Origin of the sequence: Deinococcus rhizophilus, from assembly GCF_030271215.1 — a bacterium.
Classification (GTDB): domain Bacteria; phylum Deinococcota; class Deinococci; order Deinococcales; family Deinococcaceae; genus Deinococcus; species Deinococcus rhizophilus.
On sequence record NZ_JASNGB010000079.1, the window covers coordinates 1 to 12,870 of the forward strand.

Sequence of the window (12,870 nt, forward strand, 5' to 3'; positions counted from 1 at the left end):
AGCTCTCGCCGGGCAGTCGCGGGCCGCGCGGTCCCTGGAGGGGTACGCGCCCGCCCCCGTCTTCCTCGCCGTCGTCAACGGCGTGCGCCGCACCAGCCTGACCCTCGGCGCGGCGGACGCGGCCTGCGTGGAGCGGGCGCTGCGCCTCGGCGTCAGGAGTGAGCTGCGGACCACGGGTCAGCCCATTCTCCTGACGGCGGAGACGCGGGTCGAGGGCGCCCTCCCGCCGCGCGAGACCGTGGAGGCCCTGACCCTGCGGGGGCTGGCGTGTCCCAACGTGCGGTCGGTGACGGACACGGAGTAACCCGCTCATCCGGACTCTGTCTCATCCGGATTCCGTCTGTTTCGTGAACGCACCGGGAGAGCACCGGTTTGCCCACTCCACGCCCGGAACCCGTGTCTTTCCCCCTCGCTCTGCTCGGATGGAATCACTGCGCCAACGATTCCATCCGAGTCCGTCTCAGTCCCCCAGATACCGCCGCAGCTCGTCGAGCGAGTGGCTGGTCCCGATCACGACCAGTTTGTCGTGCGGACGCAACTCGTCCTCGGCGCGGGGCGTCACCTCGATCTTGCCGCTGCGGCTCACGGCGATCACCTGCACGCCGAAACGCCCGGTCAGGTTGAGGTCGCGCAGCCGCCCGCGCAACCGCTCGTTGGCCTCGATCTCCACGATGGCGTAGTCGCCCCCGAGGTCCAGCGTGTCCACGATGTTGGGGGTGGCGATCTGCCGCGCGAGCCGCACGCCCATATCGTGCTCGGGCCGGATCACGAGGTCGGCGCCGATGCGCTCCAGCACCCGCCGGGCCATCTCGTCCACGGCCTTGGTGACCACGTAGGGCGCTCCCAGGCTCTTGGCGTTCATGGTTGCCAGGATGTTGGCCTGCACGTCGGTCCCGATGGCGACGACCACCACGTCGAAGTCGCCCACCCCGATGGCCCGCAGCGCCCGCTCGTCGGAGGCGTCCACGACGGCGGCGTGCGTGACCAGATTCATCACCCGCTCGACGTTGTCCTCGCCGCGGTCGATGGCGACCACCTCGTGCCCCATCTCGTAGAGGGTGGTCGCCACGGCGGTCCCGAAGCGGCCCAGCCCGATCACCAGGCATTGTTTGGTTTTCATGGAGGAGTCCTCATGGCGGGAGACAGGCTAGCCCAGCGGGGGGCTCAGCCCACCAGAATGTCCCGCTCGGGCGGGTACTTGACCGCCCGGCTCTGCTGGCTGCGCAGGCTGAAGGCCACCGCGAAGGTCACGGGGCCGATGCGCCCCAGGTACATCAGCACGGTCAGGATGATCAGGCCGGGGTCGTTGATCAGGTGGGTGGTGTTCATGCTCAGGCCCACGGTGGCCGCCGCGCTGACCGTCTCGAACAGCAGGTGGGTGAAGCCGAGCTTCGGATTCGTCGCCAGCAGCGCGAAAAAGGCGGTGGCGACCATCAGCGTGTAGAGGGTCGTCACCGTGCCCGCCCGCACGAGGTTTTCCGGCAGGATGCGCCGCCCGAACACGATCAGGTCGCCCCGGCCCCGGACCATGTTCCAGGCGCTGCCGACCAGGATGGCGAAGGTACTCGTCTTGATCCCGCCCCCGGTCGAGCCGCTGTTGGCCCCGATGAACATCAGTCCCATCAGGAGAAAGAGGCTGGCGCTCGTCAGCGACGAGATATCCACCGTGGCAAACCCACCCGAACGTGGGGTCACGCTCTGGAAGAAGGCCGCGATCAGCTTGCCCGGTGCCTCCAGTGCTCCGAAGGTGCGGGCGTTGCCCCACTCCAGCCCCAGCAGCAGCAGCGCTCCCAGCCCCAGCAGCAGCCCGGTGGTCACCAGCGTGATCTTGGAGTAGGTCAGCAGGCGGCTGCGCCGGGGCCGCCGCAGGTGCGCGAGCACGTTGAGCTGCACCAGAAAGCCCAGCCCGCCCAGCACGATCAGGCCGCCGACCGTCAGGCTGACGAGGGGATCGGCGGCGTACTGCGCCATCCCGCCCGGCACCACCACGAAGCCCGCGTTGTTGTACGCGCTCACCGAGTGAAAGAGCGCCTGATACAGCCCTTCCCCCACCCCGAACTGCGGCACGAAGCGCAGGGCCAGCAGCGCCGCCCCCGCCGCCTCTGCCACGAAGGTGTACAGGAAGATGGTGCGGATCAGGGGCAGCACCCCGCCCACGTCCAGCGCGTTGATCTGCTGCACGAGGTGCTGGCGCTCGGAGAAGTTCACCCGCCGCCCGGTCAGGAAGGCGAACAGCGTCCCGAAGGTCAGGATGCCCAGCCCGCCCACCTGCGCGAGCAGCAGGATCAGGAGCTGGCCGGGCCGCGTGAACGCCTCGCCCGTGTCGGCCACCACCAGCCCGGTGATGCAGATCGCGCTCGTGGCGGTGAACAGCCGGTCCACGAAATTCAGCTCGGCCCCCGGCGCCACCACCCCCGGCAGGTGCAGCAGCGCCGTGCCCAGCGCGATGCCGACGAGATACACCAGCGCGATCAGTTGCGGCGGCGTGAAGCGGGCCACCAGCGCCCGGCGGGGCCGCCCGGAGGCACGCGGCCACGAGGTGGAGGGAGGATGCGGGGGGCGGGTCATGGCAGGAACGCGCGATTGTACTCCTCTGGCGGCGGGCTGGACAGCTGTCCTGCAACTTCGTGGCAGGCGACGGGGAGAAGGTCGGCCTCAAACGTGGGTGTTGAGCTCCTCCTCCCTTGCGGGAAAGGCTGGGCGGGGAGTGGCGGGTGCCGCTCGCCCGCTTCGGCCTCCGCAGCAAGCACCACGCAGGGCCCCCCGGCACGCTTCCACTCCGCGCCCCGCCGCCCCTCCCCACGCCCGCCCCGTATACTGCCCTGCTATGCCCCGCCCCGCCCGCGCCAACCCCTCCCGCCAGAAAAATCCCACCTTCGCCCGTCCCCAGAAGCCTAAGGGCGACCACCGCGCCCGCCAACCGGCCCGCGAGTACGTGCTCGAAGCCCTGCCGGGTCTGGAGGAAGTTGCCGCCGAGGAACTGCGCGGGGTGCCCCTCGCCCGCGATATCCGGGGGCTGCGCTTCTGGTACCCCGGCGATCCGGGGCGCCTGACCCGGCTGCGCGGGGCGGTGGCGGCCTACCGGGTGCGGGCCTGGGACGTGCCCCGGCCGCGTGGCCTGCTGGGGCACCAGCAACTCGGGGAGCTGGCGGCGTTTCTGGGGGAGGTGGTGCGCTGGGGCAACCACCGCTCCTTCCGGCTGGCGGCGGCGGGCCGCGAGTCGGCGGTGATGACCCGGCTGGCCGAGGAACTCGCGCGGGCGCTGGACCTCCCCTTCGACCCCGAGGAAGGCGAACTCCTGATCCGGTTGCGTCCCCAGGAGGGCGGCCCCGGCTGGGAGGTCCTGGCCCGCATCACCCCCCGGCCCCTCTCGGCGCGGGCGTGGCGGGTGTGCAACCGGGGCGGCGGCCTGAACGCGACCGTCGCCTACGCCCTGCACCGCCTCGCCGGGCAGCGCGAGGAGGACCGCGTCTTCAACCCGATGGCGGGCAGCGGCACCCTGCTTGTCGAGCGGGCGCTGATGGGGCCGTCGGCGGCGATGGTGGGCGTGGACATCGACCCGGAGGCGGTGGCCTGTGCCCGCGCCAACCTGCAAGCCGCCGGGCGGGAGGTCGAGGTGGCGGCGGTGGACGCCCTGGCGACGGGCCTGCCGCCGCGCTCCTTTGACCTGATCGTCTGTGACCTGCCCTGGGGGGACGCCATCGGTTCGCACCGGGCCAACGCCGCGCTCTACCCCGCCTTCCTGACCGAGATGCACCGCCTCCTCTCGCGCCACGGCCGCCTCGCGGTGGTCACCCACGAGATCCGGCTGTTCGAGGGCCTGCTGCGCGATCAGGACCGCTGGCACGTTCGCGAACTGTTTCAGGTGTACAGCGGCGGGCACCATCCCAAGGGGTATCTGCTCAGCAAGCGCTAACCCGGCGGGGCCTCAAGCCTCTGGCCCCGCCTGCTCCCCGCGCGGCCAGACCACCAGCACCACCCCGGCCAGAATCACCGCCAGGGCCACCCACCCCAGCCCGGTCAGGCTTTCCCCGCCCAGGCCCACGCCCAGCAGCACGGCCACGACCGGATTGACGTAGGCGTAACTCGTCGCCAGCGCGGGGCGGGTGTGCGCCACGAGGTACATGTAGGCGCTGTAGGCGACGAGGCTGCCGAACACCGCCAGATACGCCAGCGCCCACAGGCTGGCCGGGGTGGGGGTGCCCCAGCGTTCGCCCATGACCACGCTGAGCAGCCCCAGCAGCACGGCACCCGTCAGCATCTCGGCGGCGCTGCCCATCAGCCCGGCGGGAAGGGGCAGTCGGCGCGACCACTGGCTCCCGAAGGTCCAGCACAGCGGCGCCAGAATCAGCAGCACGGCGGCCAGCGGCGTGGCCTGCAACTCGCCCACGTTCAGCAGCACGATGCCGACCAGCCCGATGCCGATGCCCACCCACTCGCGCCCGCCCGTGCGCTCGCCCCACAGCCGCGCGAACAGCGAGGCGAAGAGGGGAGAGACCGCGATCACCATCGCCGCCACGCTGCTGCTCGCGTCGCGCTCGGCCAGGGTGACCAGCCCGGTGCCGCCGCCCAGCAGCAGCAGGCCCACCAGCGCCGAGGCCCGCCACTCCCGCGCGGTCGGAGCCGGGGCGCCGCGCCAGCGCAAGAAGGCGTACAGCAGCGCCCCCGCCGCCAGAAACCGCAGCGCGAGCATGCCCATCGGCGGCAGGCTCTCGATCGCCACCTTGATCCCGAAATAGGTGCTGCCCCACAGCACATACACCAGGCCGAGGCACAGCAGCACGGTGGGCGTCAGGCGGGCGGCGCGGGGGGCGGGAACGGAGGTCACGCGCAGAGCATAGGCTGCCTGATGCGTGTGGACGTCGGGGGCGTCCCGCATGGCGGGAGGCGTCGGCCGTCCACATTTGCGTCCCCATGGCCGGGGGTCTCGCCCTACACTCCCCCCGTGCTTCCCTCCGAACGGCACTGGACGGCCCTGCTCGCGGGCGGGTTGCTGACCGTGGGGGCGCTGACGCTGGGGCCGGTGCTGCGCCCATCCGTCAGCGTCCCCACGGTGACGCGCGTGGCCCTCCCGCCCCCGGCGACGCCGCAGGAGGCCGCGCCGGAGTACCCCACGACTGGCAGCGTGACCCCGCTGATCTCGGGCCGCCTGAACCTGAACACCGCCACGACCGAGCAGCTCGAGGCCCTGCCGCGCATCGGTCCGGCCCTCGCCGCCCGCATCGTGGCGGGACGGCCCTACCGCTCGCTGGCCGACCTCGACCGCGTAAAGGGAATCGGCCCTTCCACCCTGCAAGACCTCACGCCGCTGGTCACCTTCTGATGGTGGGGCGGCACGCCGTTCCCTCTGCGGCTTCCTCCGCACCTCCGCCGCAGGCCAGCGTCGGCGGCACCCGGGCCACTGCCGGACGCCTCGCCTGGCCCGTCCCGCTTGCCCTCGGCGTGATCGGCGGCATCCTGCTGGGGCTGGGAGGGGCCTGGGGTGGGCTGGCGGTGCTCGCGGGCGCAGTGCTCGCGGCGCTGGACCGCCGCCCGCTTCTCGGCCTGCTGGCGGTGGTCGGCCTGGGGCTGGGACTCGGCTCTCAGCGTCTGAACGCCGCGAAACCTGACCCCATGACCCCCTGGGTCGGGGCGCTGGTCACCCTGCGCGGCGAGTGGGACGGGCAGTTCCTGCGGCTGGACGACCCCCCGGCGCGGGTGGCCCTCTCGCCCAGACCGGCCCAGGCACGGGGCAGGATGACGGTGAGCGGCCGCCTGGTGCGCCCCGATGGGCGGCGCATTCCCGGCGGCTTCGATCAGGCCGCGTGGCTGCGCGGGCAGGGCGGGCTGCTGGTGCCCACGCCAACGACCGTGCTGGTCGCTGCCGAGGTCCGCGCCCACACCCCGGAAGAGGGCTGGCGCGGCTGGTTTCGCCGGGGACTGACTGCCGGGCTGAGTCAGCGGCAGGCCGCGCTGATGCAGGCCATCGAACTCGGGGACCGGGGGGACATCGGCCGCGAGGAGTTCGCGGACGGCTCCTCGGTTCGTGACGCCTTCGCCCGCTCGGGTCTCTCGCACCTGATGGCCCTCAGCGGGCAGAACGTGGCGCTGCTGACCGGGGTGGTCGTGTGGCTCCTGATCCGCCTGCGCGTACGGGTGGCGTGGCGCTACGCCATCGCTGCCGCGCTGCTGGGGCCCTACCTGATGCTGGTGGGGGTCTCGCCCAGCATCTTCCGCGCGGTGCTGATGGGTCTGGCCGTCCTGCTCGCCTTCGCGCTGGGACGCGGCAGGCCCGACCCCTACGGCACGGTCGCGCTCGCGGCGGTCGCCTGCCTGCTGCCCTTTCCGCTGTGGCTGCTGGACGTGGGCTTTCAGCTTTCCTTTCTGGCCGTGCTGGGACTGACCCTCTCGGGGAGGCTCGCCGCCCGCCTGCCGGAGCGCTGGCCGATGGCCCTGCGCCTCGCGCTCGTCGCTACCGTGCTGGCCGAACTCGCCACCCTGCCCGTCATCGCGGGCACCTTCGGACAACTGCCGCTGGTGGGCCTGCCCGCCAACCTCGTGGCGGGGGTGATCATGGCCGCGCTGGTGCCGGTTGGATTCCTGGCGGGGCTGCTGGGGCCGCTGGGTGTGGTCCTCAGCCCGCTGACGGGCCTGCTCGCCTCCGCGCTGCTGCTGGTGGTGGAAGTCTTCGGCAGGGCCCCGGTGCTGACCTGGGGCGGCGTGGGCGCGGCGGGCTCCGTGGCGTACGGGGTGGCCGCGCTCGCCGGGGTGCTGTGGCTGCTGGGGCGGGTGCGGGCGCCCGCAGCACTGGGAACCGTCCTGGCCTGCGCCGTCCTGACCGCCCTGCCGGGCTGGGTGCGCCCCGCCCGCGAACTCGCCTTTCTGGATGTGGGGCAGGGCGACAGCACCCTGATCCGGTCGCGGGGGCTGGAGGTTCTGGTGGACGGCGGCGGCTCGGTCGGCTCCGACTACGACGTGGGCACCCGCACCGTCGTTCCCGCCTTGCGGGCGCTGGGGGTGCGGAGTCTGGACGTGGTGGTGGCGACCCACGCGGACACCGACCATATCGAGGGGCTGCCGGGCGTCCTGCGGGCGATGCCGGTCGGGGAGTTATGGATCGGGCAGCGCAAGACCGACGACCCCGAACTCACCGAGCTGCTGGGCGCGGCCCGCGAGCGCGGCGTCCCCGTCCGCGAGGTCCGCCGGGGCGACCGCCTGGAGGCCGGGGGCGTTCGCCTGACGGTGCTGTGGCCGCCCGGCCGCCTCTGGTCCACCGAGGACAACGACAACAGCGTCGCCCTGACGCTGGAGTCGGGTGATTTCCGCGCCGCGCTGCTGGGGGACCTCGCCGCCTGGGGGGAAGCGCAGCTGGGCGTGGGCGACCTCGATTTCCTCAAGGCCGCCCACCACGGCAGCCGCCACAGCACGGGTGAGGCCCTGCTGCGCGAAAGCACGCCCGCCGACGTCCTGATCAGCGTGGGCCGCAATACCTACGGCCACCCGCACCCGGACGTGCTGGAGCGGGTGCGAGCAGTGGGCGCGAAGGTGTGGCGGACCGATCAGGCGGGGACGGTGCGCTGGCCGCTGCCCTGAGAGCCTGTTTTGAAAGCCCGACGGAGTTTCTCATTCGAGGTTTCTCATTGCCACGGTGCACACGTGGTTTTGGCCCCTGCCCCCTTGTGGGGGAGGCTGGGACTGGTACAGCTCCGCAGGAGAGGGGGGACCGCAGACGGCTTTCAGGCGCACTCCACCCACCATGAGGACCCTTTTGAAACAGGCGCTCAGAGCGGCCAGCCGTCAGCGTGCGGCAGTCAGGCCCCGACCTTCACCGTCCGCCCCTCCCGCGCCGCCGCGAACAGCGCGTCCAGCACCCGCGCCTGCCGCACCGCGTCCTCGGGGGGAAAGAGGGGCGCTTCATCGCCCTGAGCGACCCGCTGAAAGTGCGCCACCATCGCCGCATATCCGTTGTGCGGCGCGAAGGTCTCGGTCCGCTCGCCCGATGCCGTCCGCAGCCGCAGGGTCAGGGACCTTCCACTGTGGCTCTCGAAGGCCCCGTCCAGCTCCAGACTGCCCCGCGTGCCCATCACCGTGAGCCGCTGGGTGGGCACCGGCCCCCAGTCGAAGGCGCAGTCGACCGTCGCCAGCGTCTCCCCGAAGTCCAGCGTTCCGCTCAGCCCCAGGTCCACGCCCCCCGGCGTCCACCGGGCCTGCGCGGTCACCGCTCGCGGCTCGCCCAGCAGCAACCGGGCGAGGTTGACCGGGTAGCACCCCACGTCGTAGAGCGCCCCCCCGCCCATTCCGGGCACCCATCGAAAGTCGTCCGGGTTCGTCAACGGAAAGCCGAAGGCGCCACGCAAGGCCCGCACCTCCCCCAGCTCGCCCGAGGCCACGACCTCGCGCAGCCGGGCCACGTGCGGCCCGAAGCGGTAGGCAAAGGCTTCCAGCAGCACCCGGCCCGTCCCGGCGGCGGTGTCCGCGAGGGTCTGCGCTTCTCCCGCGTTCAGCACCAGCGGCTTTTCCGTCAGCGCGTGTTTACGCGCCCGCAGCGCGGCCAGCGTCCAGGGGAGGTGCGCGTCGTTGGGGAGCGGGTTGTACACCGCCACCACGTCCGAGGCGATCACGTCCGCGTAAGTACCCACCCGCGCGATCCCCCACTCCCGCGCGAAATCCCGCACCCGCTCCGAATCCGGGTCGCGGGCGCCCAGCACCGTCACCTCGCCCCCGGCGGCGCGAATCGCGGGGATGAGGGCACGTGCGATCCGCGCCGCGCCGAGGATGCCCCAGGTCAGAGGAGTGGTCATGGGGTCAGCCTACGCCGCGACCACCACGTGATAGGGATTCCGGTTGAACAGTGACAAGAACCGTTCAATCCGAGCGGACGTATCAAGCTGCGGAGCAGAGCGAGCAGGAGAAAACGGTTTCCGGGAAAGGAGTTGCCGAATTGGCGCTTTCCCGATTCGGTAACGGACTGGACAGAAACCGTATGACAGGTCAAAAGGCGAGAGGCCCACCGGAATCTCTTCCATGGGCCTCTCGCCAGAGAATCAGAGGTTATTCGCCCTGCTTCTCGGTGCCTTCGGTGGTCTCGGCGGGGGCGCTGCCCTCGTCCTTCTTGTCAGCACCGAGGCCGAACTGCGCGAAGAGGTCGGCGTACACGTCGCCCAGCTTCGTGCTGATCTTGCCGCCCTGCTGGGCGTCCTTGGCGTTGAAGGCGTAGTCGGCGCCGCCGCCGCGCCCACCACGGCCGCCGCCGGGGCGTCCGCCGCCCTGGCCGCCACTGCTGTAGCGGTCGCTGCGGCTGCCGCCGCCCTGGCTGACAAAGTCGCGCACCGGGCCACCGCCGCCCATCGCACGGCGACGCGAGAGGCTCGCCCGCTGCTCGACGGGGTCGATGTTCAGGATCACGGCCTCGATCTCGTCGCCCTTCTTGAAGAGGTCGGCGGGGTTGTTCACGCGCTGCGTGTCGAGTTCGCTGATGTGAATCAGGCCCTCGATGCCCTCCTCGATCTCCATAAAGACGCCGAAGTCGGTCATGCCGGTGATCTTGCCCTTGACGGGCGTGCCGGGCGGGTAGCGGTCAGGCAGGGCGCTCCAGGGATCGTCGGTGGTCTGACGAATGCCCAGCGAGATGCGGCGCTCCTTGGGGTCGATGCGCAGGATGACGGCCTCGACCTCGTCGCCTTCCTTCATGACCTCGTTGGGGTGACGCACGCGCTTGGTCCAGCTCATCTCGCTGACGTGCACCAGCCCTTCCAGGCCCGACTCCAGCTCCACGAACGCGCCGAAGTTGGTCAGGTTGGTGACCTTGCCTGCCACGCGCTGGCCGATGGAGTAACGGTCCACCGCGCCCTCCCAGGGGTCCTGGGTCAGGGCCTTCATAGAGAGGTTGATGCGCTCGCGGCCCTCGTCCACGTCGATGACCTGCACCTGCACCTTGTCGCCCACCTTGACCACGTCACGGGGGTGGTTGAAGCGGCCGTAGGTCAGCTCGCTGCGGTGCACCAGTCCGTCGATGCCGCCGAGGTTCACGAAGACGCCGAAATCGGTGATCTCGACAACCTCGCCCTCGAACTGGGCGCCGGGGACCAGCTGGCCGACCGTCGCCTCACGCGCCTGGGCCTTCTGGGCTTCCATGATCGCGCGGTGGCTGATGATCACGCGGTTGCGCTTGCGGTTGAGCTCGATCAGCTTGACCATCAGCGGCTTGCCCACGTAGGGGTCGAGATCGTTCACCCGGCGGGTGTCGACCTGCGAGGCGGGCAGGAAGGCCCGGATGCCCTCGACCTGCGCGACGAGTCCGCCGCGCACCTTCTCGAGCACCTCGACCTCAAAGGCCTCGTCGTTCTCCTGCATCTTTTCCAGCACGCGCCAACCCTTGTCCTGGTCGGCCCGCTTCTTGGAAAGAACGATCTGGCTGTTGGCGAGGTCCACCCGCACGACGTACGCCTCGATCTTGTCACCGGGCTTGTACATCCCCTGGGCTTCTTCCAGCGTGACGGGCTCGTCGCCGATCTGGTTGAGGGGAATGGTTCCCTCCACCTTGGCGCCGACATCCACCGCGATGCCCTCGTTGCCGATGAACACGACGGTGCCGTCCACGATGTCGCCCCGGGACACCATCTGGTGCTCGGTCGACTCGCTGGCGAGCACGTCCTCCATGGTCATGGCGGGGTACTCGCGCTCCTCGGCGCTGACCGGGGCGGTGCTCGCCTGGGCGGGCGCGTCCTGTTCGGGCGCTGCGGCGGGCTGCCCGCTCTCCGGCTGCCCCATGCTGACCTCGTCGGTGCTGGTCTGCTCCACGGTGGCCTGATCGGTGCTGGTCTGCCCCGTGCTGGTCTGCTCGGTGCCCGGCGTGGGCTGAGTGGTCCCGCCCTCTGCGGCGGGGGTCTGGGTCTGGTCTTCCATGAACTCCTGCTCCTCCTGCAGCGAGCCTCCTCCGGCTGGGGACTTGGCTCCTGCATAACCTGTACCTGCGCTCTAGCGCGGCAACACCTATCAGTGTAACACCACCCTATGGGGGGGACAAGTCGACTTCCGACCCCGGCCACGACGCATTCGGACTTCCCCCTGCCCTCACCCGGCCGCGCCGCGCAGTTGACGCCTCCTGGCCGGCCCGCTATACTCCCTCACGCTCACCCCCCGGGGCCCAGAGCACGTCAGANCGGCCGCGCCGCGCAGTTGACGCCTCCTGGCCGGCCCGCTATACTCCCTCACGCTCACCCCCCGGGGCCCAGAGCACGTCAGAGGAAGCGTTGGGGCATCGTCTAATGGCAGGACGACGGTCTCTGACACCGTTAATCTAGGTTCGAGTCCTAGTGCCCCAGCCAGAATTCCCCCGCCCCGTGTGGGGGTTCTTTCTTTGCCTACTGTCTGTGGCCACCCCTGATGCTTTGAAAAATAAAGTGTGCCTGCCTGACCATGCCCAAATGTGCGTGGTGGTACGCTCGGGAGCATGACGAGCGCTCCCGTATCCACCCAGGATTTCGACGTGGTGATTGTCGGCGGCGGTCCCGCCGGGCTGACGGCGGCCATCTACACGGGCCGTGGCGGCCTCAGCACGCTGGTGCTGGAAAAGGGCCTGCCCGGCGGCCAGATCGCCCAGACCGAGGAGGTCGAGAACTACCCCGGCTTTCCCGAGCCGATTCCCGGCATGGAACTCGCCCAGCGCATGGTGCAGCAGGCCGAGAAGTTCGGCGCCCGCATCGAGATGGAGGAAGTCGAGGCCATTGAGCGTGACGAGTACGCGCACGAGTACCCCTTCACCGTGCGGGGGTACGGCGGCACCTACCGCGCCAAGAGCGTGATTCTGGCGACCGGTGCTAATCCCCGCCGCCTGAACATCCCCGGCGAGGAACATTTCTGGGGCAAGGGCGTCAGCACCTGCGCCACCTGCGACGGCTTCTTCTACCGGGGCAAGAAGGTCGTGGTGATCGGCGGCGGGGACGCGGCGGTCGAGGAGGGCCTCTTCCTGACCAAGTTCGCGGAGGAGGTGACCCTGATTCACCGCCGCGACACGTTGCGGGCCAACAAGGTCGCTCAGGCCCGCGCCTTTGCCAACCCCAAGATGCGGTTCATCTGGAACACGGTGATTGAGGAGATTCAGGGAGCGGACCACGTGACGGGCGTCCGGCTGAAGAATCTGGAGACGGGCGAGGCCACCGAGATGCCCACCGACGGGGTGTTCATCTTTATCGGGCACCTGCCCAACACCGACTTCGTGAAAGACACGGTGCAGCTGCGTGAGGACGGGTACGTGGAGGTCGAGGACGAGATCTACACCAGTGTGCCGCTGCTGTTCGCCGCTGGGGACGTGTCCGACCATGTGTACCGCCAGCTGGCCACCAGCGTGGGCGCCGGGACCCGCGCGGCCATGAGCGCCGAGCGTGCCCTGGCCGCGCTGGAGGTCAGTGTGGGAGAGGCTGCTGCGGATTGACCCGGACGGCGGCCCGGTTGGGGCCGGGTCACTGGGGCTGGACCGGGTGCCTCGCCTGTCGCTCCCGGCGCGGATTGGCCGCAAGGCGAGTGGTTACGCGGGCAAGGTGCGGCGGCTGGCCCGCAGCCTGAGCCCACGCCTGGCCTCCCCGCGAGACGCCTGGGCGACTGCCCGCCTGACCCCGGCGGAGGCCCGCGTCTTCCTGAGCATGGATCCCCGCGACCGCGAGCACGCCTGCCGGGTCGCCCGCCACCTGCAGCGTGACCACCCCGCCGCGCCCCCCGAGGTCGTGGCCGCCGCGCTGCTGCACGACTGCGGCAAGAGCATCCGCCCCTACCGGGTGGCCGAACGGGTGCTGGTGGGGCTGGTGCCCAACCGGGTGGCCCGGCTGCTGCCCTTCGGGGCCCTGTCGGTGCGGGCCTATCACCCCGAGCTGGGCGCCGAGCTGCTCGCGCGGG

11 protein-coding genes and 1 tRNA gene are annotated in these 12,870 nt (G+C 70.8%); 7 read left to right on the plus strand and 5 right to left on the minus strand.

Annotation, left to right across the window (positions count from 1 at the left end; translation table 11 throughout):
• Positions 1-304: hypothetical protein (locus tag QOL99_RS09625; protein ID WP_285523355.1), on the plus strand; the 304-nt coding region annotated here is incomplete at its 5' end.
• Positions 305-460: 156 nt separating this feature from the next.
• Here QOL99_RS09625 and QOL99_RS09630 read toward each other — a convergent pair.
• Both QOL99_RS09630 and QOL99_RS09635 read right to left on the minus strand, forming a co-directional pair.
• Complete coding sequence (locus tag QOL99_RS09630; RefSeq protein ID WP_285523357.1) at positions 461-1,120, minus strand: potassium channel family protein; 660 nt, start codon at positions 1,118-1,120, stop codon at positions 461-463.
• A 44-nt stretch (positions 1,121-1,164) separates the two neighbouring features.
• Positions 1,165-2,568 carry a TrkH family potassium uptake protein gene (locus tag QOL99_RS09635; protein ID WP_285523359.1) on the minus strand — a complete coding sequence of 468 codons (1,404 nt, stop codon included), beginning with the start codon at positions 2,566-2,568 and terminating at the stop codon, positions 1,165-1,167.
• Between the two features lie 259 nt (positions 2,569-2,827).
• On the opposite strand from QOL99_RS09635, the gene QOL99_RS09640 reads away from it, so the two are divergent.
• On the plus strand, positions 2,828-3,916 hold the full coding sequence (locus QOL99_RS09640; protein WP_285523361.1) for a methyltransferase domain-containing protein: 1,089 nt from the start codon (positions 2,828-2,830) through the stop codon (positions 3,914-3,916).
• Between the two features lie 12 nt (positions 3,917-3,928).
• Here QOL99_RS09640 and yedA read toward each other — a convergent pair whose 3' ends face one another.
• On the minus strand, positions 3,929-4,828 hold the full coding sequence (gene yedA, locus QOL99_RS09645; RefSeq protein WP_285523363.1) for a drug/metabolite exporter YedA: 900 nt from the start codon (positions 4,826-4,828) through the stop codon (positions 3,929-3,931).
• A gap of 117 nt (positions 4,829-4,945) precedes the next feature.
• Here yedA and QOL99_RS09650 point away from each other — a divergent pair, with 117 nt between their 5' ends.
• Both QOL99_RS09650 and QOL99_RS09655 read left to right on the plus strand, forming a co-directional pair.
• Positions 4,946-5,323, plus strand: a complete 378-nt coding sequence (locus QOL99_RS09650; RefSeq protein WP_285523365.1) for a ComEA family DNA-binding protein — start codon at positions 4,946-4,948, stop codon at positions 5,321-5,323.
• A complete protein-coding gene (locus QOL99_RS09655) occupies positions 5,323-7,572 on the plus strand; it encodes a DNA internalization-related competence protein ComEC/Rec2 (RefSeq protein ID WP_285523369.1) in 2,250 nt (749 codons plus the stop codon). The genes QOL99_RS09650 and QOL99_RS09655 overlap by 1 nt, the downstream gene beginning before the upstream one ends.
• Before the next feature lie 218 nt (positions 7,573-7,790).
• Here the strand turns inward: QOL99_RS09655 and QOL99_RS09660 are convergent, their stop codons facing one another.
• A complete protein-coding gene (locus tag QOL99_RS09660; RefSeq protein ID WP_285523370.1) occupies positions 7,791-8,780 on the minus strand; it encodes a Gfo/Idh/MocA family protein in 990 nt (329 codons plus the stop codon).
• A gap of 250 nt (positions 8,781-9,030) precedes the next feature.
• Positions 9,031-10,884, minus strand: coding sequence for a 30S ribosomal protein S1 (locus QOL99_RS09665; protein ID WP_285523371.1), 1,854 nt, complete (start codon positions 10,882-10,884; stop codon positions 9,031-9,033).
• A gap of 348 nt (positions 10,885-11,232) precedes the next feature.
• On the opposite strand from QOL99_RS09665, the gene QOL99_RS09670 reads away from it, so the two are divergent.
• The 3 genes from QOL99_RS09670 to QOL99_RS09680 all read left to right on the plus strand — a co-directional run.
• Positions 11,233-11,306: transfer RNA gene (locus QOL99_RS09670), tRNA-Gln, on the plus strand.
• 125 nt (positions 11,307-11,431) lie between these two features.
• Positions 11,432-12,412, plus strand: coding sequence for a thioredoxin-disulfide reductase (gene trxB / locus QOL99_RS09675; RefSeq protein ID WP_285523372.1), 981 nt, complete (start codon positions 11,432-11,434; stop codon positions 12,410-12,412).
• Positions 12,413-12,458: 46 nt separating this feature from the next.
• A partial coding sequence (locus QOL99_RS09680; RefSeq protein WP_285523373.1) for a phosphohydrolase occupies positions 12,459-12,870 on the plus strand: 412 nt, incomplete at its 3' end.

Excerpts from the sequence above, each read along its gene's own strand:
- QOL99_RS09630 (WP_285523357.1), bottom strand. The coding sequence starts at position 1,120 with ATGAAAACCAAACAATGCCTGGTGATCGGGCTGGGCCGCTTCGGGACC.
- QOL99_RS09635 (WP_285523359.1), bottom strand. The coding sequence starts at position 2,568 with ATGACCCGCCCCCCGCATCCTCCCTCCACCTCGTGGCCGCGTGCCTCC.
- QOL99_RS09640 (WP_285523361.1), top strand. The coding sequence starts at position 2,828 with ATGCCCCGCCCCGCCCGCGCCAACCCCTCCCGCCAGAAAAATCCCACC.
- QOL99_RS09655 (WP_285523369.1), top strand. The coding sequence starts at position 5,323 with ATGGTGGGGCGGCACGCCGTTCCCTCTGCGGCTTCCTCCGCACCTCCG.
- QOL99_RS09660 (WP_285523370.1), bottom strand. The coding sequence starts at position 8,780 with ATGACCACTCCTCTGACCTGGGGCATCCTCGGCGCGGCGCGGATCGCA.
- QOL99_RS09665 (WP_285523371.1), bottom strand. The coding sequence starts at position 10,884 with ATGGAAGACCAGACCCAGACCCCCGCCGCAGAGGGCGGGACCACTCAG.
- trxB (WP_285523372.1), top strand. The coding sequence starts at position 11,432 with ATGACGAGCGCTCCCGTATCCACCCAGGATTTCGACGTGGTGATTGTC.